The sequence below is a fragment of the Citrobacter sp. Cu233 genome, from assembly GCF_030332225.1.
GTDB lineage: Bacteria > Pseudomonadota > Gammaproteobacteria > Enterobacterales > Enterobacteriaceae > Citrobacter.
The window spans coordinates 403,545-428,513 of the sequence record NZ_JAOWIF010000031.1; the positions used below are offsets into that span (position 1 = coordinate 403,545).

At 48.9% G+C, this 24,969-nt stretch carries 20 protein-coding genes and 1 pseudogene; 8 read left to right on the forward strand and 13 right to left on the reverse strand.

Annotation, left to right across the window (positions count from 1 at the left end):
• Positions 1 to 30: 30 nt before the first annotated feature.
• Together yejM and OGX95_RS08365 are read right to left on the reverse strand one after the other, a co-directional pair.
• A complete protein-coding gene (gene yejM / locus OGX95_RS08360; protein ID WP_286629104.1) occupies positions 31 to 1,791 on the reverse strand; it encodes an LPS biosynthesis-modulating metalloenzyme YejM in 1,761 nt (586 codons plus the stop codon).
• Positions 1,792 to 1,822: 31 nt separating this feature from the next.
• Positions 1,823 to 2,050 (reverse strand): YejL family protein, encoded by a 228-nt coding sequence (locus tag OGX95_RS08365; RefSeq protein ID WP_003027506.1) that lies wholly within the window; start codon positions 2,048 to 2,050, stop codon positions 1,823 to 1,825.
• Positions 2,051 to 2,184: 134 nt separating this feature from the next.
• Here OGX95_RS08365 and yejK point away from each other — a divergent pair, with 134 nt between their 5' ends.
• The 5 genes from yejK to OGX95_RS08390 all read left to right on the forward strand — a co-directional run bounded on the left by yejK (position 2,185) and on the right by OGX95_RS08390 (position 8,230).
• Positions 2,185 to 3,192 (forward strand): nucleoid-associated protein YejK, encoded by a 1,008-nt coding sequence (gene yejK / locus OGX95_RS08370; RefSeq protein ID WP_286629105.1) that lies wholly within the window; start codon positions 2,185 to 2,187, stop codon positions 3,190 to 3,192.
• A 432-nt stretch (positions 3,193 to 3,624) separates the two neighbouring features.
• Positions 3,625 to 4,206, forward strand: a complete 582-nt coding sequence (locus OGX95_RS08375; RefSeq protein WP_286629106.1) for a NapC/NirT family cytochrome c — start codon at positions 3,625 to 3,627, stop codon at positions 4,204 to 4,206.
• 115 nt (positions 4,207 to 4,321) lie between these two features.
• Positions 4,322 to 5,962: an FAD-dependent oxidoreductase gene (locus OGX95_RS08380; protein WP_286629107.1), complete on the forward strand. Its 1,641-nt coding sequence runs from the start codon at positions 4,322 to 4,324 to the stop codon at positions 5,960 to 5,962.
• On the forward strand, positions 5,959 to 6,369 hold the full coding sequence (locus tag OGX95_RS08385; RefSeq protein ID WP_286629108.1) for a cytochrome c3 family protein: 411 nt from the start codon (positions 5,959 to 5,961) through the stop codon (positions 6,367 to 6,369). The genes OGX95_RS08380 and OGX95_RS08385 overlap by 4 nt, the downstream gene beginning before the upstream one ends.
• Before the next feature lie 121 nt (positions 6,370 to 6,490).
• Entirely contained in the window at positions 6,491 to 8,230 is a 1,740-nt protein-coding gene (locus OGX95_RS08390) for a SmdA family multidrug ABC transporter permease/ATP-binding protein (RefSeq protein ID WP_286629109.1), read from the forward strand.
• 119 nt (positions 8,231 to 8,349) lie between these two features.
• Here OGX95_RS08390 and rplY read toward each other — a convergent pair whose 3' ends face one another.
• Together rplY and radD are read right to left on the reverse strand one after the other, a co-directional pair.
• Complete coding sequence (gene rplY, locus OGX95_RS08395; RefSeq protein ID WP_286629110.1) at positions 8,350 to 8,634, reverse strand: 50S ribosomal protein L25; 285 nt, start codon at positions 8,632 to 8,634, stop codon at positions 8,350 to 8,352.
• Positions 8,635 to 8,758: 124 nt separating this feature from the next.
• Positions 8,759 to 10,519: a DNA repair helicase RadD gene (gene radD, locus OGX95_RS08400; RefSeq protein ID WP_286629111.1), complete on the reverse strand. Its 1,761-nt coding sequence runs from the start codon at positions 10,517 to 10,519 to the stop codon at positions 8,759 to 8,761.
• Between the two features lie 151 nt (positions 10,520 to 10,670).
• Between radD and rsuA the strand changes: the two genes are divergently transcribed.
• The 3 genes from rsuA to OGX95_RS08415 all read left to right on the forward strand — a co-directional run bounded on the left by rsuA (position 10,671) and on the right by OGX95_RS08415 (position 13,261).
• On the forward strand, positions 10,671 to 11,378 hold the full coding sequence (gene rsuA / locus OGX95_RS08405) for a 16S rRNA pseudouridine(516) synthase RsuA (RefSeq protein WP_286629112.1): 708 nt from the start codon (positions 10,671 to 10,673) through the stop codon (positions 11,376 to 11,378).
• A 15-nt stretch (positions 11,379 to 11,393) separates the two neighbouring features.
• The gene (locus OGX95_RS08410; protein WP_286629113.1) at positions 11,394 to 12,584 is read left to right on the forward strand and encodes a Bcr/CflA family multidrug efflux MFS transporter; all 1,191 of its coding nucleotides are present in this window, start codon (positions 11,394 to 11,396) and stop codon (positions 12,582 to 12,584) included.
• Positions 12,585 to 12,916: 332 nt separating this feature from the next.
• Positions 12,917 to 13,261: a YejG family protein gene (locus OGX95_RS08415; RefSeq protein WP_045445119.1), complete on the forward strand. Its 345-nt coding sequence runs from the start codon at positions 12,917 to 12,919 to the stop codon at positions 13,259 to 13,261.
• A 3-nt stretch (positions 13,262 to 13,264) separates the two neighbouring features.
• Here OGX95_RS08415 and yejF read toward each other — a convergent pair whose 3' ends face one another.
• From yejF to OGX95_RS08460, 9 genes and pseudogenes are all read right to left on the reverse strand, one after another.
• Positions 13,265 to 14,854, reverse strand: coding sequence for a microcin C ABC transporter ATP-binding protein YejF (yejF, locus tag OGX95_RS08420; RefSeq protein ID WP_286629114.1), 1,590 nt, complete (start codon positions 14,852 to 14,854; stop codon positions 13,265 to 13,267).
• A 1-nt stretch (position 14,855) separates the two neighbouring features.
• The gene (locus OGX95_RS08425; RefSeq protein WP_286629115.1) at positions 14,856 to 15,881 is read right to left on the reverse strand and encodes an ABC transporter permease; all 1,026 of its coding nucleotides are present in this window, start codon (positions 15,879 to 15,881) and stop codon (positions 14,856 to 14,858) included.
• The gene (locus OGX95_RS08430; protein WP_286629116.1) at positions 15,881 to 16,975 is read right to left on the reverse strand and encodes a microcin C ABC transporter permease YejB; all 1,095 of its coding nucleotides are present in this window, start codon (positions 16,973 to 16,975) and stop codon (positions 15,881 to 15,883) included. The genes OGX95_RS08425 and OGX95_RS08430 overlap by 1 nt, the downstream gene beginning before the upstream one ends.
• Entirely contained in the window at positions 16,976 to 18,790 is a 1,815-nt protein-coding gene (locus tag OGX95_RS08435; RefSeq protein WP_286629117.1) for an extracellular solute-binding protein, read from the reverse strand. It abuts the gene before it with no gap.
• Between the two features lie 100 nt (positions 18,791 to 18,890).
• The gene (locus tag OGX95_RS08440) at positions 18,891 to 20,450 is read right to left on the reverse strand and encodes a cyclic di-GMP phosphodiesterase (protein WP_286629118.1); all 1,560 of its coding nucleotides are present in this window, start codon (positions 20,448 to 20,450) and stop codon (positions 18,891 to 18,893) included.
• A gap of 182 nt (positions 20,451 to 20,632) precedes the next feature.
• Positions 20,633 to 21,202 (reverse strand): bifunctional murein DD-endopeptidase/murein LD-carboxypeptidase, encoded by a 570-nt coding sequence (gene mepS / locus OGX95_RS08445; RefSeq protein WP_286629119.1) that lies wholly within the window; start codon positions 21,200 to 21,202, stop codon positions 20,633 to 20,635.
• Positions 21,203 to 21,615: 413 nt separating this feature from the next.
• Positions 21,616 to 22,328, reverse strand: a pseudogene (locus OGX95_RS08450) (phosphatase PAP2 family protein).
• A 34-nt stretch (positions 22,329 to 22,362) separates the two neighbouring features.
• Positions 22,363 to 23,349: a CobW family GTP-binding protein gene (locus OGX95_RS08455; RefSeq protein ID WP_271440084.1), complete on the reverse strand. Its 987-nt coding sequence runs from the start codon at positions 23,347 to 23,349 to the stop codon at positions 22,363 to 22,365.
• A gap of 119 nt (positions 23,350 to 23,468) precedes the next feature.
• Positions 23,469 to 24,935, reverse strand: coding sequence for a mannitol dehydrogenase family protein (locus tag OGX95_RS08460; RefSeq protein WP_286629120.1), 1,467 nt, complete (start codon positions 24,933 to 24,935; stop codon positions 23,469 to 23,471).
• Positions 24,936 to 24,969 lie beyond the last annotated feature (34 nt).

A 24,969-nucleotide genomic window follows, 5' to 3' on the forward strand; every position in this document is an offset into this window, starting at 1 on the left:
AGGATGCCTTGCTAACTGATTTATAATTAATCAGTTAGCAATAAATCGTTTCTCATCCGTCAGGACCTGTAGCAGCAGGCTCAGCTGTGGTTTCTGGTCTTTAATTTTCTCACCGCGCAAATCATAGGTCTGATAATTACCGTTGTTGTTGAGCACCAGCGTCATCTCTGGCGTGGTAATCGCCATTGTGCTGCTGTCAGCTGCTGTGACCCAGTAATGGCGACGTGTTGCATTAAACAAATCCTGTCCCTGTGAGTACTCGCTTGCTGGGGTGCTGACGTGAAGCAGGCGCTGCATGAGCGTCGTCATCAAGTCAGTATGATCGGTCAGACTATTAATACGCTGCGCGGGTGTTCCTGGCCAGTGAATAACCAGGGGGACCTGGAGATGACCGCGCGACCAGTCGAAGTTATTCTCTTCCTGCGTCAGCGGCACGCCCCGGCCTGCGGTAATAATGACCACCGTATTGTTCAGCTTCCCGGAATCACGCAGTGCGCTGAGTATACGGTTGATGTTTGCATCCACATCTTGCGCCGCGCTGGCGTAGCGTTTGGCAAAATTCTTCTGGTTGCTGTCATCAAGGTTGGTCCCGTTAAAGGAGACCCATGAGAACCAGCGGTTATCTTCTTGCGCGTAGCGGCCCAGCCAGTTGATCCACTGGTTTGCAGTTTGTTCATCAGATTGCGTTTGCACGCTTGGCATCGAGAAGTCCGACAGCAATGCCTGGCGATACAGTGGGCTGGTGAAGCCATCAGAGGAGAACAATCCCAACTGATAACCTTGTTGATTCAGCGCAGAGATCAGCGCGGCAGGCGTTCGGGTCGACAAAATGCCGTCCATGTAGCTTGGAGAGACGCCATAAAACAGGCCAAAAATCCCGTTGTCTGCGGTATTTCCCGAACTCATGTGACGCGTAAAGGAGATATTCTGCCCGGCAAATTCTGCCAGAGCAGGCATCTGCTGTTCAAAGCGCGAGTAATTCAGACCGTCAACGGTGATCAACAGGACATTCTGACCCGTTCCCATATCACGGTAACGCAGCTCACTGAGCGGATACTGGACTGAGACCGCTTCCGGATTACCCTGTTCAATCAGGCGGCGCTGATACTCTTGTGCATCCAACAGACCGTGTTTTTCCAGAAACTTACGTGCGGTCATAGGATAGGAAAGTGGCAGGTTTGCACGCTGCATGGTAATCGGGCGATAGAAGTTGGCATCAGCCCAGATATACACCACATGCGAGGCGATAAATGAAACAAAAAAGAAAGCTGCTAATGGTTTGGCAAAATGGCGGCGACGCGTCAGGCTGCGCAGTTTCTGCCAGCTCCAGGTCGCAAACAGCATTTCGATTAGCAGAATGATTGGCACGCTGATAAACATCAACTGCCAGTCGCGGGCCGCTTCATTCTGGTCAGGGTTAATGACCAGCTCCCAAACTATGGGGTTGAGATGCAGGTGGAAGCGCGTGAACACTTCGCTGTCAATCAACAACAGCGTCATACCTGCTGTCGCCAGAATGGCTGATAAGAATCGCATCAGCCTCTGGGACATGACGATAAACGTCAGAGGAAACAGGATTAGCAGATAGGTGGCAAACACCAGGAAGCTAAAATGCCCGACAACGCTCAGGTAAGAATAAACACGCCCTGCAAGCGTCGTCGGCCAGTCGGCGACAAACAGGTAACGGCTACCGAGTACCATGGCCAACAACATGTTGAACAGGGCAAACCAGTGCCCCCAGCTAACCATCTGGGAGACTTTCTCACGGTAGCGCTGATGATGAGTTACCATAAACTGTTGTTCGTTTCCCCGGAGCAGGCTCTTAGTGCGCTTGGTCGTCGTTTACCGAAGACTGCAATGCGCGTGCAAAAGAGTTCGCAATCGCCTGGCGCTGGGCCGGTGCGATGCTTGTATTGATAAGGTTAGTCACCATATTTCCCAAAACCATCAGGGAAAGATCGGTTGGTGCCTTATGTTTTTCCAGTACGTTGAGCATCTCATTCAGCAATTGTTCAACGTGTTCGTCACTATAGCGGGAAATTTGTGGCATAAATCGAAATCAGTCTGTTCATGAAAGGGCAACATATTACCGTAGAGACAGTTTTTTTTCTGCTTTTTTATCTTCTATTGCGTCACTGCCCGGCAGGTGGTTGAATACCGCCCGGTCTAAAAGGAGAGTTTATCATGAGTCTGGATATCAACCAGATTGCCCTGCACCAGCTTATCAAACGTGACGAGCAGAATCTTGAGCTGGTCTTGCGCGATTCATTACTGGAACCGACAGCGACAGTTGTCGAGATGATGGCTGAGTTGCACCGGGTTTATAGCGCCAAAAATAAAGCCTATGGCCTCTTTAGCGAAGAGAGCGAGCTGGCGCAAACGCTGCGCTTACAGCGTCAGGGTGAAGAAGATTTTCTGGCTTTTAGTCGTGCTGCGACGGGACGTCTGCGCGACGAACTGGCGAAATATCCTTTTGCCGACGGTGGTGTCGTACTGTTCTGCCATTATCGCTATCTGGCGGTAGAGTATCTTCTGGTCGCGGTGCTGAATAATTTAAGCAGTATGCGCGTCAATGAAAACCTGGATATCAATCCGACACACTACCTGGATATCAATCATGCGGACATCGTCGCGCGTATTGATTTAACCGAGTGGGAAACCAACCCGGAGTCCACGCGATACCTGACGTTCCTGAAAGGGCGGGTTGGGCGTAAAGTTGCCGATTTCTTTATGGATTTCCTCGGCGCCAGCGAAGGTCTGAATGCCAAAGCGCAAAACCGCGGCCTGCTGCAGGCCGTGGACGACTTTACCGCTGAGGCGCAGCTCGATAAAGCTGAGCGTCAGAACGTGCGCCAGCAGGTCTACAGCTACTGTAACGAGCAGCTGCAGGCTGGCGAAGAGATCGAACTGGAGTCGCTGTCTAAAGAGCTTTCCGGCGTCAGTGAAGTCAGTTTCAGTGAGTTTACTGCTGATAAAGGGTATGAGCTGGAAGAGAGCTTCCCGGCGGATCGCAGTACACTGCGTCAGTTAACCAAGTTTGCCGGGAGCGGCGGTGGGTTGACGATTAACTTTGATGCCATGCTGTTGGGTGAGCGTATTTTTTGGGATCCGGCAACGGATACCTTAACCATCAAAGGTACACCGCCGAATCTGCGCGATCAGTTACAGCGTCGGACTTCGGGTGGGAGTTAATCGCGTTGATACATTATCTCCCTGGTCATGGCGTCATGAACATGGCTGGGGAGTGCGCTGGCTCAGGCCTAAAAATAATGATAAGGAATACGGTCAATCAAAAGAATGAAATCAGGTTTATTTATATATAATTTTTGCATGGTTGATGGTTATATAAATAAACATATTTAATTATATTTTTATTCGGTATAAATGGTTTCTGTATTTTTATGGTTTAATTAATCTTTCTTTTCTTCTTGTTTGTGATTTGCAACACGAGAAAATAATGGTTGTTAATTTATACTCCTTGTGCGCAGCGCGGTGCATATGTTGTATTATTATTTTTGTATTATTATTCATATTGTAACTGTATAAAATTTGCTAATTATATTATTTTACATGATTTGGAGTGTTCATGTATTTATATCGGAAATATATTGAGAGAGTAATGGTATGGAGAAAGGAAACTCTGATGATAAAGCAAATGGTGTTACAGGTAAAATAATGTTCTTTCTGTCGTCCTTAAGCAGAAAACAACTCGTAGGATGTGTACTGGTACTTTTTATTTTGGCTGGAGGGGGACTACTGGCTGCTTTTAATACAGTTATCCACGTTACGAGTACAGATACTTTTTGTCTGAGTTGTCATGAAATGAAAGATAACATACTTACCGACAGTTATAACAAATCTATTCATAAAGCTAATCGCACCGGTATCAAAGTGGCTTGCGCAGATTGCCATATTCCTGAAGAATTCTTCCCCCGAATGGTGAGAAAAGCAGATGCACTTAAAGAGGTCTGGGGGCATGTAAACGGAGTAATCGATACACCAGAAAAATTTGCAGCGCATCGTGATGAAATGGCAAGAAAGGAATGGGCGAGAATGAAATCCAATGACTCTCAGGTGTGCAGGAATTGCCATGATGTTTCTAAATTGACCAAAAAATTTATGGCTCCTTTTCATGAGGCCTCACATAAAGAAGGTCAAACGTGTATCGATTGTCATAAAGGAATTGCTCACAAGTTAGCAAATTAAAGTACACGTCAATAGGATTAATTAGGTATTTCTGGTTGTTACTTCTATCTAACTTTTACATAAATAAAATAAATGTTTTAACGTGATTTAAAACTTCATGGAAAAGGACCGTGTTATGAGGAAAATACAAAGAGGTCTCTTATTAGCTGGGATAGTAGCATCGCTCTCTGTGAGTGCTTATGCAGACAGAAATATGAATAAGATTCCACATATAAATCTGTCTAATCCCTCCGTTGAGCCAGTGAGCGAGAAGATTATACAAACCGATATTGTTGTTATCGGGGGCGGATTATCCGGCATGTCTGCCGGGCTAACTGCAGTTCAGGGGGGCGCTAAAGTTGTTATATTTGAGAAGCTTCCGAGCTTAGGCGGTGCGGGTGTCTACCCGGAAGGCAGTCTCGGTATTGGTACCCTGATGCAAAAGAAAGAGGGTAAGGGGGCAACGCTGAATCAGGCTTTTGGTAAAGCTATTGATTTTCACCACTGGCGAGCCAACGCCAGCGCTTTGCATACGTTAATGGCAAATTCTGGTGAGACAATTGATTGGGTCGCCAGCAACGGTGTGGAGTTTACAAAGTTAAAGACCACCATTTACCCTGAGAGTGACTCGTTGTGGACATGGCACATGTATAAGCATAACGGAGCCTCGGTCACAAAGAGTTTTTATAAAAGAATTTTGGACGGTGGAGGACAAATTTTCCTGGAAACACCGGTCAGAAAAATTTTACGCGACCAAAAGAGTGGCGAGGTGGTTGGCGTAGAAGCAGTTAACAGTGTCACGGGTGAAAAAATTATTGCCTATGGCAAAGGGGTCATTGTGGCAACAGGTGGTTTTGCTAATAACCGTGACATGATTGAAAAATACATAACGGATGTAAACCAGAAAAATATGGTTCCTGTAAAACTTCGTGGTCCTTTGATTGATGGGCGTGAAGGCGATGGGATTAAAATGAGCATGGAGATCGGCGCGGACGTAGCAGGGATGCAAACTATTGCCGGTAATAGTCCCTACGTCGATCAGGATCCTCCTATCAGGCAATTTAATGGCGCTGATTATCAAAAACAGGCCAGAACATCATTAAGCCAGCCGTTTCTGTGGATCAACAGGCAAGGCGAACGTTTCTTTGATGAATCTCTGGGTTCCAGTTTTACCCTCGTTTATAACGCAATCACTATGAACGGAGGAGTAATGTACTCCGTTTGGGATGATGCGATGCGTCAAAAAATGATTAACGAGGGACCCGTCACTGCTTTTAATGCGATTGTCGTTCCCGGTCAACCGATGAAAGCGTTGGATCAAGCTATTGAAATTGGTATGAAAGAAGGCTGGTTATTTAAAGGGCAAACTCTGGACGATCTGGCTAAACAGATTAATGTACCGGCTGATGCCTTAAAAGCAACAGTGGCCAAGGTTAACAAATATACTGATGACGGATTTGATCCTGATTGGGGCCGTAAGAAAGAACATCTCTTTAAATTTCAGGTTACCGGACCTTATTACGCGGTTAAAGGTATTCGAGCCTACTTCCTGACGTTAGGGGGGCTGAAAATGAATAGCGATCTACAGGTTTATGATACCAGCGAAAAAATCATCCCCGGTTTATATGTTGTCGGGCAAGATATGGGCGGCTTATATGACAGTTCTTATGATTTGATATTGGAAGGCTCAGCTTCCGGTTTTGCATTAACGTCTGGTCGTATAGCGGCCAAGCATATCATTAGCACAAGAATGCAGAATGCAGGTGGTGATAAATGAATACGCTACTGAATAAAATTGTCATAGCCTTTGTTACCTGTGTGCTTTGCAGTGTTATCGGTGTTTTTTCAGCAAGCGCTCAGGATATTGTCGGCATGAAAATGCATAAGACAATTGGTCTCGAATGTAGGAACTGCCACGTCGACCATACCAATGCGAACAAAGATATGACACCAGCTTGCGTTAGTTGTCATGCTCCTGGTGAACGTTATTATCATGGTAAAAAAGATGCTTCTGGAGGTACGATCTTAAAAGAGTATCCTGAATCAGGTAAAACCCGTACGGCCTCATTTCATGACTCTCATGGCGGCGAAATCCGTTGTACGGTATGCCATACGTTACATAAAAAAGAACCTGAGGAATTATATTGTAATAATTGCCATCAGTTTGATGTGAAAATTAAATAACCTTTCTCTTAATTTTAAGGAAAAGGTTCCCGTCATCAGTAACAGGAACTCTGTTACTGATGACGTTTAATCATTATGCAATCATTCCCGCTTATCACTTTTTGGTGGTTGGATTACTCTTGTGAAAATGTTTATCCAATTACGCTGGTTCTTTGTCTTGCACTGGAAACGTTATTTAGGTGCTGTCGTTATTCTTGGTATCATTACTTTTCTACAATTATTACCACCTACCATCGTGGAGCGAATTATCGATGAGGGAATGTACCATCAGGCTAATCGCACCACGATAATAATATGGATTTCATTAATCGCTGGTTTAGCGCTTGCAATTTACATCTTACATTATATATGGCGAGTATTACTATTTGGTGCTTCTTATTATCTGGCCACTGTGTTGCGTAATCAGTTATATCAGCGATTTAGTCAGCAGTCTGCTGGGTTTTATCAACGTTATCGTACCGGTGATTTAATCGCCAGGACCACCAGTGATGTGGATAAAGTCGCATTTGCTGCTGGTGAAGGTGTATTTTCTCTGGTGGATACATTGGTGACCGGGGGCGCTGTACTGGTGGTTATGATTGTTCAATGTGGCTGGCAGTTAACCTTATTTTCGTTGATTCCGCTACCTGTTATGGCTTTTTGTATTAAACAGTATCGTAACGCGTTACAGCAGCGTTTTAGCTCTGCACAGACAGCCTTTTCCTCACTAAACGATGATACGCTAGATTGCCTGACCAATATCCGGTTGATTAAAGCATTTGGACTGGAAAGTCGCCAGTCGGCTCTATTTACTGAAACGGCGGCCCGTGCAGGTAAACAGAACATGCGTGTTGCCAGGATAAATGCGTTGTTTGCACCGACCATATACCTGGCTGTTGCATGCTCCAACTTACTGGCCGTAGGGGCGGGTTGTTGGATGATAAGTCATGATTTGCTGACGCCCGGCAAGTTAACCAGTTTCATGATGTATCTGGGATTAATGATTTGGCCAATGCTGGCTTTGGCCTGGATGTTTAACATTATTGAGAGGGGAAATGTGGCTTATGAACGAATTACAATATTGCTGAAAGAAGACCCGGTTGTTTTGGATGGTCATTTGAGGTTACCTGCGGGTCGTGGCGTTCTTGAGGTAAATATACGCTATTTTAATTATCCAGTGGGGAAAGGTTTTTCGCTGAATAATATTTTTTGTTGCCTGAAACCAGGTAAGAATTTAGGTGTATGTGGACCAACAGGGGCGGGTAAAAGTACGCTGTTGGCGTTGATTCAGCGGCATTTTGATATTTCTGAGGGCAATATTCGTTATCACTCCATACCCGTTGATAAGATTAAACTGAATGAATGGCGTGCCCGTTTATCTGTCGTTAATCAAACTGCATTCCTGTTTTCCGCTACAATCGCGGAAAATATTGCCCTGGGTAATCCACAAGCGACACAAAAGGATATTGAGTACGCTGCCAGCCTCGCGTGTATACACCAGGACATTCTCGAGCTGGCGCAGGGGTATCAGACTCAGGTGGGCGAGCGGGGAGTGAGATTATCGGGTGGACAAAAGCAGCGGATCGCTATTGCCAGAGCGTTACTAATGCGTAGTGAGATTTTGATTCTGGACTCCGCGCTTTCCTCTGTCGATGTTCAGACTGAGTCTCAAATATTGAAAAATATAAGGTTGTGGGGGAAAGAACGCTCGTTAATTATTTGTACTCACCGCCTTAGTGGTTTGCTGGATGCCAGTGAAATATTGGTTTTGCAGGAAGGATATATTGTACAGCGGGGGAAACATGATGAGCTGGTTGCAGAAAGTGGATGGTATCAGAATATGTATCGCTATCAACAACTGGAAACAATGTTAGACAGTTAATAAAAAACGGCCCTAAAAGAGCCGTTTTTTGTTTTCGAAAATCTGCTACCGACTCCAAACCTATTGCTGATAAGCAAAGGGCATTGTGTGAGGGCAGATTTTCTTCAACTTGTTGGCGATTACGCGCGAACGAAGTCGATGTGAGACAGCTTCGGCTTGAACGGGTGACGCTGTACAGCCTGAGCTTTAACTTTCACTTCTTTACCGTCAACAACGAGGGTCAGAACTTCGCTGTAAAATTCAGCTTTAGCTTGCATGTTCATAACTGCATCGTGATCCAGTTCGATAGCAATCGGGGCTTCTGCGCCACCGTAGATGATTGCCGGGAACTTGTTAGCGGCACGCAGGCGGCGGCTCGCACCCTTACCCTGCTCTTTACGTACTTCAGCGTTGATAGTAAACATTTAAATCTCTCTTTAATAATTCCTGCTACAGGCGACCCAGCAACAGGTAAGTGATCTGCTTTGCGTATGCAAAAGCGGGCGAGATTCTATACTCAAACGGCTGGTACATCAATCAAAAGTACGATTAACCGCGTAATTCATGTGCCCGCCGGAAACGACCTTCATAGTCGAAGACCTTTTCACGTACCTGCCAGTACTGGCCTTTCATGCGCGCCACCACAAAATCAGGATGCCGCAGTAGGGCCTGTTGGGCGAGGATATCGGCGGCGGTTATCCAGCGTAAAGGCACTCCGGGGGTACGGGTATGTGGGCGAATAAACAGCTGTTCAAAGGCCGTTCGCTGCGCGGGCGAGTGTAAGCGAAAGCGCTCGCTGACGTCGGCGCCATCTTCATCGTAATAGGTGATTTTCAGCCATTCGCCTTTTTCATCCTGGCCGTTTTGTAACACCATGCCGCTACAGCGCAGAACCAGCGCATCTTTGAGCCTGAGCGCGGCTTTCAGCATATCATCCGGATCGACCAGTACCGTATTGCACTCGCGGCAGCGGCGAGCAGCAATATCATTTTCCGCATTACACTGCGGACAGTTTTTAAAACGAAAGCGGAAATCGCACTGCTCGCGATGACCGTCATCATCTTCAAACCATCCCTGGCAGCGACGGCCAAAGTGTTCGATCAGTGTGCCATCAGCGGTTGTTTTCCCCCAGAAAGTGTTAGCAAATCCGCAGGCAGGGCAGAATACCTGCACCGGAACGTTGTCACTTTTCCCTTTGGGCGCCCCCACTTCCGGGGCGTACAGATCGTGCGGATTCCCGGCGTAATCAAGGATCAGACAGTCAGTTTTCCCCGGAGCCAGGCGCAACCCGCGTCCAACGATTTGTTGGTACAAGCTGACCGACTCGGTTGGGCGCAGGATGGCTATCAGATCAACATGTGGGGCGTCAAATCCGGTGGTTAAGACCGCAACGTTAACCAGATAGCGAAAGCGCTGTGATTTGAAGTCTTCGATTAATACATCACGTTCCGATCCCGGTGTCTCTCCGGTGATAAGCGCCGCATCATCAGCAGGCAGCAGGCCGACAATCTCTTTGGCGTGCTCAACGGTAGCGGCGAAAATCATTACCCCTTTGCGCGTCTGAGCAAACTCAACAATCTGACTGATAATATGCGGTGTTATTCGTTGTTGTTTTTTCAGCTCCCGATTAAGGTCGGCTTCACTGAACAGGCCATTACTCTGCGCCTGCAGGCGGCTGAAATCATATTGTACGACCGGCATATCGAGGCGCTCAGGCGGCGTCAGATAACCGTGCTTTATCATGTAGCGCAGCGGCAATTCATAAATGCAATCGCGAAATAACGCTTTTTCATCGCCGCGTACCATACCGTGATAATGGAAATGATAAATCCAGCCTTTGCCCAGGCGAAAAGGCGTGGCGGTGAGCCCGAGCAGGCGTAGATGAGGATTTACGTTGGTCAGGTGTGTCAGGATCTGTTGATACTGGCTCTCTTCATCATCACCAATGCGATGGCATTCATCGACGATGAGCAGGGAGAATTCTCCCTGGAAGGCATCCAGATTACGTGCCACCGACTGAACGCTGCCAAAAACCACTTTCCCGTGGCTCTCTTTGCGCTTTAACCCGGCGGCAAAGATATCGGCTTCTAACCCCAGAGCGCAGTACTTGGCATGATTCTGCGCAACCAGCTCTTTGACATGCGCCAGTACCAATACGCGCCCACGTGCAACCCGCGCCAGTTCAGCAATAACCAGGCTTTTGCCCGCGCCAGTGGGGAGGACGATAACTGCCGGAGTGCGGTGATGGCGAAAATGGTTGAGCGTGGCATCCACGGCTTCTTTTTGGTAAGGACGAAGAGTAAAAATCATGGGCTCACAATATGTAACAGTCTCGCGTATAGTATGCCACGAATCTTTTTCCCTTGAGGGAAGTTGTTAGCTCGTTATACTGAGCGGAAAACGGCTCCACTTTTCGGGCATAACGCCCGATTTCCGTATTGTTACAGGCAAAATCACACTCATGCGACTTGATAAATTTATCGCTCAGCAACTCGGCGTCAGCCGCGCTATTGCCGGGCGTGAGATCCGTGGTAACCGTGTTACCGTCGACGGCGAAATCGTCAGAAATAGTGCCTTTAAGCTGCTGCCAGAACATGACGTTGAATATGACGGCAATTTTCTGGTTCAACAGACTGGCCCACGCTATTTTATGCTGAATAAGCCTCAGGGCTATGTTTGCTCCACGGATGACCCGGATCACCCGACAGTTCTCTATTTTCTCGACGAACCTGTCGCGCACAAACTGCATGCGGCAGGACGTCTGGATATCGACACCACCGGACTGGTGTTAATGACCGACGACGGTCAGTGGTCACATCGCATTACCTCTCCGCGCCACCATTGTGAGAAGACTTATCGGGTGACACTGGAATCACCGGTGGCAGACGATACCGCTGAGCAGTTTGCCCGTGGTGTGCAATTGCATAACGAGAAAGATCTGACGAAGCCGGCTGTGCTGGAAGTGATTACGCCGACTCAGGTACGTTTGACCATCAGTGAAGGGCGCTATCATCAGGTTAAACGCATGTTTGCCGCTGTCGGGAATCACGTTGTGGAACTGCATCGTGAACGCATCGGTGCCATCAAGCTTGATGAGGATCTGGAGCCCGGTGAATACCGTCCATTGACTGAAGAAGAAATCGCCAGCGTTAACTTAACCCCGCGTTAATATCAGGAGCTAAATGTGACCACCCGGCAGAACTCTTCAATTGCCATTGTTTTTATTCTTGGCTTGTTGGCCATGTTGATGCCGTTGTCGATCGATATGTATCTTCCGGCACTGCCGGTGATCTCTGCTCAATTTGGCGTACCGGCAGGCAGCGCGCAAATGACCCTCAGTACCTATATTCTGGGGTTCGCGGTGGGGCAGTTGATCTATGGGCCGATGGCCGACAGCATCGGGCGTAAACCCGTGATACTGGGAGGGACTCTGGTGTTTGCGGCGGCAGCGGTCGCCTGTGCGTTGGCGCAAACTATCGATCAGTTGATCACTATGCGTTTCTTCCACGGTCTGGCGGCAGCGGCGGCAAGCGTGGTCATCAATGCCCTGATGCGCGACATCTATCCGAAGGAAGAATTCTCGCGCATGATGTCATTTGTCATGCTGGTAACGACGATTGCACCACTGATGGCGCCTATTGTGGGCGGTTGGGTGCTGGTATGGCTAAGTTGGCACTATATCTTCTGGATCCTCGCTGTGGCGGCGATTCTGGCCTCGGGGATGGTCTTTACGCTGATCAAAGAGACCTTGCCCGTTGAGCGTCGTCAGCCGTTTCGCTTGCGTACTACTCTGGGCAACTTTGCCTCGCTGTTTCGCCACAAGCGCGTCCTGAGTTACATGCTGGCCAGTGGGTTTAGCTTTGCCGGGATGTTTTCTTTCCTGAGCGCAGGTCCCTTTGTCTATATTGAAATCAACAATGTTTCACCGCAGCATTTCGGTTATTACTTTGCACTGAACATCGTTTTCCTGTTTGTGATGACGATCATTAACAGTCGCTTTGTTCGTCGGGTTGGTGCCCTAAATATGTTCCGTACCGGGCTGTGGATCCAGTTTGTGATGGCGTGCTGGATGGTATTCAGCGCGCTGTTCGGCATTGGATTCTGGGCACTGGTTGTCGGTGTTGCGGCGTTTGTAGGTTGCGTGTCGATGGTGTCATCAAATGCGATGGCGGTCATTCTGGATGAGTTTCCACACATGGCCGGTACGGCCTCATCGTTAGCAGGGACGTTTCGTTTTGGCATCGGCGCTATTGTTGGCGCGCTCTTGTCGCTGGCGACCTTTAACTCAGCCTGGCCAATGATTTGGTCGATTGCGTTTTGCGCCACCAGCTCAATTCTCTTCTATCTTTACGCCAGTCGCGCTAAAAAACGGTGATCTAATACACAACCTGGGGGCCGTAAAGCCTCCGGAGTTGATGCATATCAACCCCAAATCCATCATTCTCCCCAGTAATGTTTATTTTATGTAAAATCAATTTATGTAAAAAGTCACATCATTGTAGTTAAAAAGGTTGAGTTAGATCGCAGAAACGAGTACATATAGCCCGCAAAGATGTCCGAAACGACGAATAAATTTAACTATCTGGCTAAGTAAGCCGCATGCGGACTGGATGTAAACGTTTACGAACTGCTAAAGACGTGTTGTCAATGATGTGTTAATATTGGTGTAAAATAATTGTGAAGTAATTGTGCTTCCGGGGAAAGAAAGTGACTACATTACAACTCTCAATCGTTCATCGCCTGCCACAGTGCTATCGTTGGTCGGTGGGTTTCGCAGGTTCAAAGGTTGAACCGATTCCGCAAAATGGCCAAAGTACAGAAAATAGTCTGGTAGCGTTAAAATTACTCAGTCCCGATGGTGACAGTGCGTGGTCAGTCATGCATAAACTCAGCCAGGCGCTTAGCGATATTGAAGTTCCTTGTTCCGTACTGGAATGTGAAGGGGAACCGTGTCTGTTTGTGAATCGCCAGGATGAGTTTGCCGCGACCTGCAGGCTGAAAAATTTCGGCGTGGCCATTGCAGAACCTTTTTCAAACAACAATCCGTTTTGAGCGTCAGCTTAGCGCGAGCAGCTGACGCGTATAGGCCTGTTGTGGCGCGTTAAATACGTGCTCGCATTGCCCCTGCTCCACGACCTCTCCCTGCCGCAACACAATAACCTGATGGCATAACGCACGTACAACATGCAAATCATGGCTGATAAAGATATAGGCCAGACGATGCTTTTCCTGTAAGGACTTTAGCAGTGTAAGGATTTGCGCCTGTACGGTTCTGTCGAGCGAGGATGTCGGCTCATCCAGAATGATCAGCGAGGGTTTGAGAATCAATGCCCTGGCAATGGCTATGCGCTGGCGTTGACCACCGGAAAACTCTGCAGGATAACGATGGCGGGTTTCGCTATCGAGTCCGACTTCAGCCATCACTGTTTTTACCTGCGCTTCTCGCTGTTCAGCCGAAAGTGTTGGCTGGTGAACGCGCAATCCCTCTTCAATAATTTGTAATACGCTCAAACGCGGATTCAGTGAAGAGTTGGGGTCCTGAAAGACAACCTGCATGCGGTGACGTACTGGCAACAGTTGGCGACGATTTAAGGTATGCAGCGCCAGACCATCGAACACAATACTGCCTTGCGATGTGATTAATCGCAGCAGCGCCAGACCGGTGGTACTTTTCCCGGATCCTGATTCTCCCACCAGCCCCAGTGTTTCACCGGGCCTGAGGGAAAAACTGACGTTGTTAACCACCACGTTATGATCCACCACGCGCTTGAGGATACCCTTACGTACAGGAAAGGCGACGCTGAGCCCATTCACTTCCAGTAATGGCGGTTGTCCGGCGGGTAAAGGGACTGGAGCGCCAGAGGGTTCACTATTTAACAGTTTCTGTGTGTAGGCATGTGTTGGTGCAGCAAGCAGTGGCTCGGCACGGTTTTGTTCAACGCATTGACCGTTCTGCATGACGGCAATGGAATCGGCCAGCTTTCTCACGATGCTGAGATTATGAGTGATGAACAGCAATCCCATGTTCAGCTCACGCTGCAATTCTCGCAGCAGCTGCAGAATTTGCGCCTGCACAGAGACATCCAGCGCGGTTGTGGGTTCGTCGGCAATCAACAGCTCCGGGCGGGTTAACAGCGCCATAGCAATCATTACGCGCTGGCGCTCGCCGCCGGAAAGCTGGTGAGGATAATCAGTAAGGCGTTTCGCTGCATGGTGAATGCCTACACGATCCAGACAGGTCAGAATTTCTGCCCGTGCGGCTTCCCGACGCATTCCCCTATGTAAAGACAAGACTTCATAGAGCTGTTTTTCAAGGTTATGCAATGGGTTCAACGACACCATTGGCTCCTGGAAAATCATGGCAATTTTATTTCCCCGTACACCCCGAAGCGTCTGCTCGTTAGCGTGAAGTAATGATTCACCGTGAAAGCGGATATCACCGGAGAGGTACACCGCAGGTGGCGTGGGCAACAGACGCAACACCGAAAGCGCGGTGACGCTTTTACCTGAACCCGATTCACCCACCAGCGCCAGCGTTTGCCCGGCATCAACGCGCAAAGAAAGTGTGTTGACTACAGTGCGTACGGTATCTTGTTGACGAAAACCGACTGATAAATTCTCAATGGCTAACAGAGGTTGTGTCATCTTAAATCGCCTTATTGGGATCAAATGCGTCACGTACCGCTTCACCAATAAAAATCAGTAGCGATAATAAGAGGGCAACGGAGACAAACGCGGTGATCCCAAGCCACGGGGCCTGAAGGTTATTTTTACCCTGCAACAGCAATTCTCCCAGCGATGGAGAGCCGAGCGGTAATCCGAACCCGAGAAAATCCAGCGAGGTGAGCGTGGTGATTGAGGCGCATAAAATAAACGGTAAAAAGGTCAGGGCGGCAACCATCGCATTCGGCAACATATGACGCAAAATAATACTGCGATCGCTAACTCCGAGCGCTTGCGCTGCGCGAATGTAATCAAAGTTTCGGGTGCGCAGAAATTCTGCGCGTACCACGCCAACCAGACTCATCCAGCCAAACAGCACGGTGATAGCTAATAGCCACCAGAAGTTAGGCTGAACGACGCTGGATAGCAATATAATCAGAAACAGCGTTGGCATACCGGACCACACTTCGATGAACCGTTGTCCCCACAGGTCTACCTTACCGCCATAATATCCCTGTAGTGCGCCAGCCATCACCCCCATGACGCTGGAGCACAGGGTCAGCATCAAGCCAAACAGAATTGAGATGCGGGTGCCGTAAAGGATACGCGCCAGCACGTCACCACCATTTGCGTCAGTACCCAGCCAGTTTTGTGCAGAGGGCGGAGAAGGGAAGGGCTTATCGGTGGCAAAGTTGATGCTGGTCGCGCCGAACCGAATGGGGGCCCATAGTATCCAACCCTGGTTCTCCAGACGGTGTTGCAGCCACGGATCCTGGTAATCAGCCTTTGTTGCTAACGGGCCGCCGAAATCGCTCTCACTGTAGTTTTTAACCAGAGGGAAATACCAGCTGCCGTCATAGCGTACCAACAGCGGCTTATCATTAGCGATCAGCTCGGAACACATGCTAAGGCCAAACAACACCAAAAAAATCCATAATGACCAGTAGCCGCGGCGGTTATGACGAAAACGCGCCCAGCGGGCCTGATTGACGGGGCTTAATCGCGACATTAGCGTCCCTCAAAATCAATACGAGGATCGACCAACGTATAGCTGATATCACTGAGGATATTGAGCAACAGGCCGATCAGGGTGAAGATGTAGAGTGTGCCGAACATCACGGGATAGTCGCGCGATACGGTAGATTCATACCCCAGTAATCCCAGACCATTAAGCGAAAACATCACTTCAATCAGCAGTGAACCGGTGAAAAACATGCTGATAAATGTGGCGGGAAATCCTGCGATTACCAGCAACATGGCATTGCGGAACACATGCTTCCATAGAATATTTTTCTCACTAACGCCTTTGGCACGCGCAGTCACGACATACTGCTTACGTACCTCATCCAGAAATGAGTTTTTAGTCAGCATGGTCAGCGCGGCGAACCCACCCACCACGGTTGCCAGCACCGGCAGGGTAATGTGCCACAGATAATCGGTCATTTTTTGATACCAGGGCAGGGCGTCAAAATTAGCGGAAACGAGCCCACGTAGCGGGAACAGGTCGTAATAGCTGCCCCCGGCAAAAAAGACGATCAATAAAATGGCAAACAGGAAGGCGGGGATGGCATAGCCGATGATAATAAATGCGCTGCTCCAGACGTCAAAACGACTGCCGTTGTGGACTGCTTTGCGGATACCAAGTGGAATCGACACCAGATAGATGATGAGTGTACTCCAGAGCCCCAGGGTAACAGACACCGGGAGGCTGTCTTTGATGAGCGTAAGAACAGAGGCGCTGCGAAACAGACTGTCGCCAAAATCAAAACGGATATAGTCCCAGAGCATCTTGAAATAGCGTTCATGAATGGGTTTATCGAATCCGTAGCGACGGGTAATTTCCGCAATAACCTCCGGGTCAAGTCCCCGGCCGCCACGGTAGTTACTGTCGCTGATATTCCCAACGCCGGTTTGCGCGTGGCTGGCGCGAACACCTTCGCTGCCCGCACCGGGCAACGCACCGTTTTGTCCGAACTCAATGGCGGCGACGGCCTGCTCAACAGGACCGCCAGGTGCAATCTGTACGATGAAAAAGTTGATCGTAATGATGGCCCAGAGCGTTGGGATCACCAGCAGCAGACGTCGAATCAGATAAGCGCCCATTTACTCTCCCTGTCGTCTGGCTGCGGGAAGTTTCGCCGCTTTGTTGACGTCATACCACCAGTTGTCGATGCCAATGGTATAAATCGGACGGATCGCCGGATGCGAAAACTTATCCCACCAGGCTATACGATCTTCTGCCATATACCACATCGGTAACATATAGTAGTTCCAGGTTAATACCCGGTCCAGTGCCCGCCCCAACGGGATCAGTTTGGCCTTATTCCCTTGGGCGGCAATGATCTGGCTAATCAGTTTATCAATGACCGGGCTTTGCACACCGGGCGCGTTATAGCTGGAGTCTATATATTCAGAGGCCCAGAGAATTTGCAGGTCTGAGCTTGGCCACGGCATCGCGCGATAGAGCCTGGGCATCATGTCATAGTCACGGCTGCGCAAGCGGTTAGTGATTTGCGAGTTATCGACCTGGCGGATATTCATCGTAATACCTAATCGCTGAAGGTTATGCTGGAATGGCAATACCCACTGGCTGTTGCTGCCAGCCGGGAGTAATAACTCGAAGGTCAGCGGTTTTCCGCTGGTGCTATTTATCCGTTGTTGCCCTTTCAGTATCCACCCCGCCTGTTGTAGTAACGCATCGGCTTTCAACAGGTTTTCACGATCGTAGCCATCGCCTTTCGACATCGGTGGTTGATAGATTTGACTAAAGACCTCCGGTGGCAGCTCATTTCTCATTGGCGCAAGGATCACCAGTTCGTCCGCATCGGGATAACTTCTGGCTGCATACTCGGTGTTCTGGAAATAGCTGTTTGTCCGACTCCAGGCATGATAAAACAGGGCCTTATTCATCCATTCAAAATCGAAGGCCAGCGTAATCGCTTCCCGTACACGTCGGTCACTAAACATTGGTCGTTGAATATTAAAGGCTAACCATCGAGTGTCCTGTGCAGACTCATTCTTTTGTTCGTCTTTGACAATGTAATGATTCGCGAAATTCTTACCGGTATAACGGGTTGCCCAATTTTTTGCATCGTTTTCAAGTCGCAGGTCGAATGCTCCGGCCTTAAACGCTTCAAAAGCGACGTTATCATCTAAATAGTAATCGTAGCGGATGGTATCAAAGTTCCAGCGTCCGCGATTGACGGGCAGGTTTGCCGCCCAATAATCTTTAACGCGCGAATAAACAATGTACTGTCCCATTTTCCATTGACTGATGCGATAAGGGCCACTGGCAAGTGGTGGAGAGGACAAGGGGTCGCTGAGTTTGTGATCTTTCCAGTATTTTTCGGGCATAACGGGTAAGGAAAACAGGCTGAGCATATCCTCTTTGCCCGGTTTGGCGAGTTCAATTCGCACTGTTAACGGAGCAATTGCCTTTACCGTTGTTCCTTTGTAGACCAAACGAAACTGCGGTACGCCTTCGGTCATAAATTTATGGAAGGTGAATTCGACATCGCGTGCGGTAATGGGTGAACCATCGTGAAAACGGGCCCGCGGATTAATCGCGATTTCTACCCATGAATAATCATCGGCGTAACGCGCTCTGTCAGCGATGAGCGGGTAGTAGCTGCCGGGTTCGTCATCCGAGGTGGTAAACAGCGTATCGTAGAGCGTTTCGGTGCGTGCGCCAGGGTTGCCACGCATCGAGTAGCGGTTGAAGTTGTCGAAGGTACCAAGGGCGGAGAGGGTGAGCTGCCCGCCTTTGGGGGCCGCAGGGTTAACATAATCAAAGTGATTAAAATTAAACGCGTACTTAGGTTCGCCCAACACGGCAAAGGCGTAGCTTTCTTTGATGGATTGGGCATGAACGCTAAGCCCGGTAAGGGCGATAAACAGAAGCAGTACGCGAGGAATCATATCACAGAGGTTTCCTTGTCCTGCCACAACCGCACAGGCTTCTTGCCTGAGTAATAGAGGTTGGGGTGGCGAGTGAAAATATATGAATCGCCTGGTGCGATCACCACGTGGGCTTATCGGGTTGCGCCATCCAACGCACAAAATCATCAAGCGTTAATGGGCGGCTGATCCAGTATCCCTGGAAGAAATGAACCCCGCGATCGCGCAGCCATCGGGCTTGCTCTGGCGTTTCTACCCCTTCAGCAACCGTCAGCATATTAAGACGCTTAGACAGAGTCAATACAGCATCCAGTACCGGAGATGTTAGCGTTTCTGTCCCAATGGCGTTGATAAATCCTCGGTCGATTTTCAGATAGTCAACGGTAAAGCGTTCCAGATAAATGAGGGCGCTGTGGCCAGTGCCGAAATCATCAATGGCAATTTCGAATCCGGCAGAGTGTAGCCACTCAAAAAGCTTTGATGCCTCGTGCTGATTGAGCATGTCGCGTTCGGTGATTTCCAGTACAACCTGGAAATGGTGTGGCGGCAGGGAAGCATTCAGGTGCTGAATATCGTCTTTAAAGCCCTCACCATGCAGATGCGTTGGAGCGATGTTGAGCCCGAGTTTTGCACCTTGCGGTAACACTTTTTTTAATGCAGGGGCGTCACGGGCCACCAGTTTGAACAGATGCTGCGTCAGCGGCACAATCATTTGTTGTGATTCAGCGTAGTGAATAAACGCATCTGGCGGGATCTCACCTGTGGTCGGGTGGCGCCAGCGTAACAATACTTCTACGCCTTTTACTTCCAGCGTCTCCATTTCAACGACCGGTTGGTAAACCACATAAAACTGATCGTGCTTGATGGCGTTGAGAATATCTTTCCCCGGGCGTAAACGAATGGCGTAGATGTAGTACCACAAAAGCAACCCAGTCATGATCCCGGCCATACATCCCAACATGACGGCATACCAGACGTCAGTGTACGTCCACTCTTGCGCGTAAAGCCGAATCTTCATGGGGATCCCTTTCAGTGTCGTCTCGCGCCAGGTGGTATCCGGAAGCGCGGAGACGTCCATCAGTCGGGGTGAAAATGTCGTGATAGCGGTATCACCGACAATAATCGCAATACCGTCAAAATCATCTTCCCGGGCGGTATAGAGCAGGTAAGGCGCCAGATTGATATTCAGTGAGGAAAACACGCCGCTATTATTAAATGAAGGATTCCGGTGCCAAATCATGATCGCCGGATTGTCAGGCATCATCGGGGTACCGGACAGTAATTCCACATCGACATCTTTGTGGATATCCAGCTTCGGAATCAGCGACAGAATAGGCGAGTCCATCGCGCCAGTTGCGGAGGAACAGAAAGCAATACCGTCTTTTACCAATAAAAAAGCGCGTACATTGAGGTTAAAAGCTGCGCTGGAGGTCAGCCTGGCGGCAACTTGTTGGCAATTGTATGAGACCAGCGGCTGCAGGGCATCAGTTGTGTTTTTGAGGTCTGAGAGGTAACTGCTGATGTAGTAATCGATATCGGAAAGAAGCGTCTCGTACTTAGTATCTCGTTTGTGCCAGGTGGTAAAAAACTGCAGGGCGCTGACAAGTACCGCGACGACTACCCCCGTAAAAATACAGGTAAAAAGGAGATTTCGACTGGAAGATGAGGGACGTCTGAACATAGTTCCTTATGTTTACCTGGGGTATCCGCTTATTATTAAACTGCTTGATCTGTAAAACTATAACCTGGATTGATTTGCATAGTGAGATTTTTCTTAAACATAGCGCAACGCAAAAAGCACTGCCGAAGCAGTGCTTTTGATAAGTCTCATCAGGATAGCCAAGGGATAGCTGCCAAACGAAATTAACTGCGGCTCAGGACCCGGCGAGCTTCGTTGTAACGTTTATTCCAGTAAGGCTCGTTCATGCTGGAAATGATAACGCCACTGCTGGTCGAGGCATGTACGAACTGGTTATTACCGATATAGATACCGACGTGACGTCCAGTGGAGCCAGCACGGAACAGAACCAGATCGCCTGTGCGCAGGTTAGTGCGCGAAACGGATTTACCCGTTTCCTGTTGTTCGTAGGTTGAGCGTGGAAGCTCTAAACCAAATTGTTCGCGGAACGTACGTTGTACGAAACTTGAACAATCAATACCTTTTTTAGTGCTGCCGCCAAGGCGGTAACGCACGCCTTTCCAGTCAGCGTATTGATCCATAATACGTGATTTAACATCGATATTACGTACCATACTTTCAAATTCATCCTGAGAGGCTTGCAGTGAAGAGTTATCTCCATTGCCCACAGCATGCGTCTCAGAATGCATATTCTTCGCGGTGTTCGTTGTGCTACATGCAGAAAGCAGAACCGCCACTGCTATCGCGGGTATCCCCCGCAAGATATATCTCAAAATCGGTTGAGATTTGACCATTTTGTTTGTTTTCCCTTGAAGTCCTTAACGATAAATATCGTTATAAAAAATGCCAAACGTGACGAGACTAATTACCAACGCATGATGAGACAATTCCTTAAGGTCAAATCTGTGGCAGAACGCACAAATTTATTCTTATAGAGAATAATTATCCCGCGAGGCAAAACGAGTCCGAGATTACCCGATCGCTCTGGTCATTGCGAGTGATTTTACGTGATTTCTTATAAGAAAAAGTGATACAGAAAGTGAATAAACGGCATTGGCTAAATTAAGAACAGATAGGGTAAAAAATACGCAATTCATTCATTTTAAACAAGAATAATATGACAGGAGAATGACAGTCAGAATGATAATTTCCCGGCAGATATCATCAGGGAATCAGAAGTATCTCTGATTATGTTAATTACTCTGCGTTATTTGTTTAAAAATTGTTTTTTTTGCCGGGAAGATAATGGGTAAACAGCGTAACCAGGCGGTCGCTTAATGGCGTCATTAACCACCAGGGCAAGCCAATCAATACGACGGTCATTGAACCTACCACGATATCTGTGAGCCAATGTGCGCCGATCATTACGCGTGGAAAGGCAAAAACCACAGTGATAATAAGGCCGATTATTCCTGCGACTTTTCCGAAATAACGCAGCATAAATGCGGAAAAAATAAGCAGCATCATACCGTGATCGCCTGGAAAACTGTCTCTGGACGCATCTTTTGTTGAAATATGCAGCAGCTCGCTGACGCGATTAATATTATCGAATGTGAGAGTGGGGCTGGCGCGCTTAACCGGAATAAGCGCCTGGCCCAACTGGTTTAATATCACCGCTGTTAGCAGCATCACCAGCCCAATTGCTACAATACGGCGACGACCTTCCTGCGTTTCTTTTAGCCAAAAACTCAGCATTAATGTCCCCATCGCCAATAATGAACAGCCGTCAAAGGCCCGGTTATTGGTGACAGCGACAATCCACAGGAACAGCGGGCTCTCAACCAGCTTATGATTGAAGAAGTGGAAAATGCCCGAATCAAGAGAAAACCAGAACCCATGCCCGTGTGGAAGGTACCAGGACAGAAACAGCGCCAGACCAGCAATATTAAGCAGGAGTATCAGAGGGTATCGGGTTTTCATCGTCGTTTACCATTGCCATAAAACGGAGGCAACCTTACGCGCCAACGTCTAAACGAAGCCTCAACAATGCACTCTGTAATGCATTCCAGTCGGTCTCGGTATCGGAGATGAGTTCAATACGGCTATCAGGAGGAGCGACGTTTTGAGTCTCAATATGCCAGTCCTCACCCTGACGGTTGATGCGCACCAGCCCCTCTTTAATACGCATCACTCCCTTCACACGCCCAACAGGGGCGAGACGTGACCATTCCAGCAGGCCGATGGTATCGAACACCGTGTCAGCGTCAAAAATCCAGCCGCAGGCCTGATGTCCCTGACCGCTGTTCAGACTGCGACGCCAGCGTTGCTGCGCAGGCAGGCTTAGGGCTGCCAGCCCTTTTTTATCAGCATGCTGGTGAGTATGTGCCGCGCTGGAGGGAAGCTCCGTCAGATTCAGCCGGGGCAAATCCAGTAGTTGTCCGTCGATTTGTCCATGATCGGCGTGAACTAACTGGCGGTTGCCACCGTAGTGCTGCCACCAGGTTTGCAGAGCAATTTCGCTTTCTGTTGTGGCACGATCGGATTTATTGGCAACGATGATATCGGCAGATGCCAACTGATCGCGGAAATTCTCATTCGCTACGCTTTTTTCATCCAGCAACAGGCGCGGATCAAGGATACAGATCGTCGCGCGCAAGTCGATCCACGGTTCATAAACCGGCGCGGTCAGTAAATCCAGAATCTGTTTGGGATGCCCGAGACCGGTGGGCTCAATCAGCAGTCGATCCGGTTTTCCCTGACGTAACAACGTATTGAGACCAACCTGCATGGGCAAACCATTAACGCAGCACATACAGCCGCCAGGGATCTCTTTGAGCAATGCGCCGCTGTCGGCGAGCAGAGCACCGTCGATACCCACTTCGCCAAACTCATTGACCAGAACGGCCCACTTCTCTGCGGGATCTTTGTTGGCCAGTAGATGAAGAATAGATGTGGTTTTGCCACTGCCGAGAAAACCCGTGATGAGATTGGTTTTAGTCACGTTTACTCCAGAATCATAAATTACCGTAATGGCTCTTAACAATCCTGGCGAAAAACGGGGGAAAAGAGAAGGGTAGAGAGGACGAAGACGAGCTTCGTCCTGTTTAATGGCAGAAATCGTTAACGTTTTAACGTCTCGATGACAGCCTGATGTGCACCGTATTGGGCGATACGTTGCCAGGCTCGTTCCACGGTATCGACGAATTGTGGGTTCTGTGCGAGGTCAGTGGCGAAGATTTCGTGCAGTGAAAGCAGCGCGCTGACACGTTCTGATTCCGTACTCTGTTCGACGATAGTGCGGATTTTGTCACTCATAGGGTCACGAATATCAATCATTGCACCGGAATCATCAATCCCGCTTACGTAGCGCATCCAGCCCGCAATGCCGAGTGCCAGCAGCGGCCACTCGCTTTGACGTGCTAAATGAACGCGAATCCCGTCCAGCATACGTTGGGGTAATTTTTGACTGCCATCCATCGCGATTTGCCAGGTTTTATGTTTTAGCGCCGGATTGGCAAAGCGTTCCAGCAGGCTGTCTGCATACTGGTCTAAATCAACATTGGTGATGCGCAGCGTTGGGGCTTGTTCGCTGAGCATCAGGCGGTGAGCCGCTTCGCGAAATGCGCTGTCCTGCATACAGTCGCTGATATGCTGGAATCCCGCCAGATAACCGAGGTAAGCGAGAAACGAATGGCTACCGTTCAGCATCCGTAGTTTCATTTGCTCCCACGGCAAAACATCATCAACCATCTGTACACCGGCAGTTTCCCATTGCGGACGGCCGCTGACAAAATGGTCTTCAATGACCCACTGAATAAACGGCTCGCAGCTGATTGCGCAAGGGTCTGCCACGCCTAATTCGCGGGCAATTTCATTCAGGGATTCTTCAGTCGCAGCCGGGACAATCCGGTCTACCATGGTTCCCGGGAAACTGACGTGCTCCTGTATCCAGTTAGCCAACTCAGGCGAGCGTTTCTCCGCCATTCCCAGTACGGCGTTTTTTACCACATGACCATTGTCCGGGATGTTATCACAGGAGAGAACAGTAAACGGTTGCAGCCCACGTTGACGTCGGCGGTGCAGTGCCTCAACAATAATACCCGGCGCAGAGTGTGGTTCATCGGGTACTTGCAGATCGTGAATAATACGCGGGTTAGCGATATCGAGTGACCCGGTGGCAGGATCAATACAGTAGCCTTTTTCCGTAATGGTTAACGAGACAATCGCGACCTGAGGCTCGCAAAATTTTTCGATAATGGCAGCCAGTGAATCCAGCTTTGCATTCAGGCACTCGTTGACGGCCCCGACGATAATCGGCTGGTTACCGGCTGCACCTTTTTCCAGCACGGTAAATAAATGATCCTGCTCGCGTAGCTGACTCATCAGTCGGTCGCCGCTGAACAGGCTGATCTCACAAATCCCCCAGTCTCCGCCCTGCAAATTTAATACCCGGTCGGTCAATAACGCCTGATGGGCACGATGAAATGCACCGAAACCAAAATGTACGATCCGCGTTTTTAGCTGTTGGCGATCGTACTGAGGTATCACGACATTTTCCGCAAGAGACGCTGAGGCAATAGTCTTCATTAAATACACCTGATTAACCATTAATTAACAATGG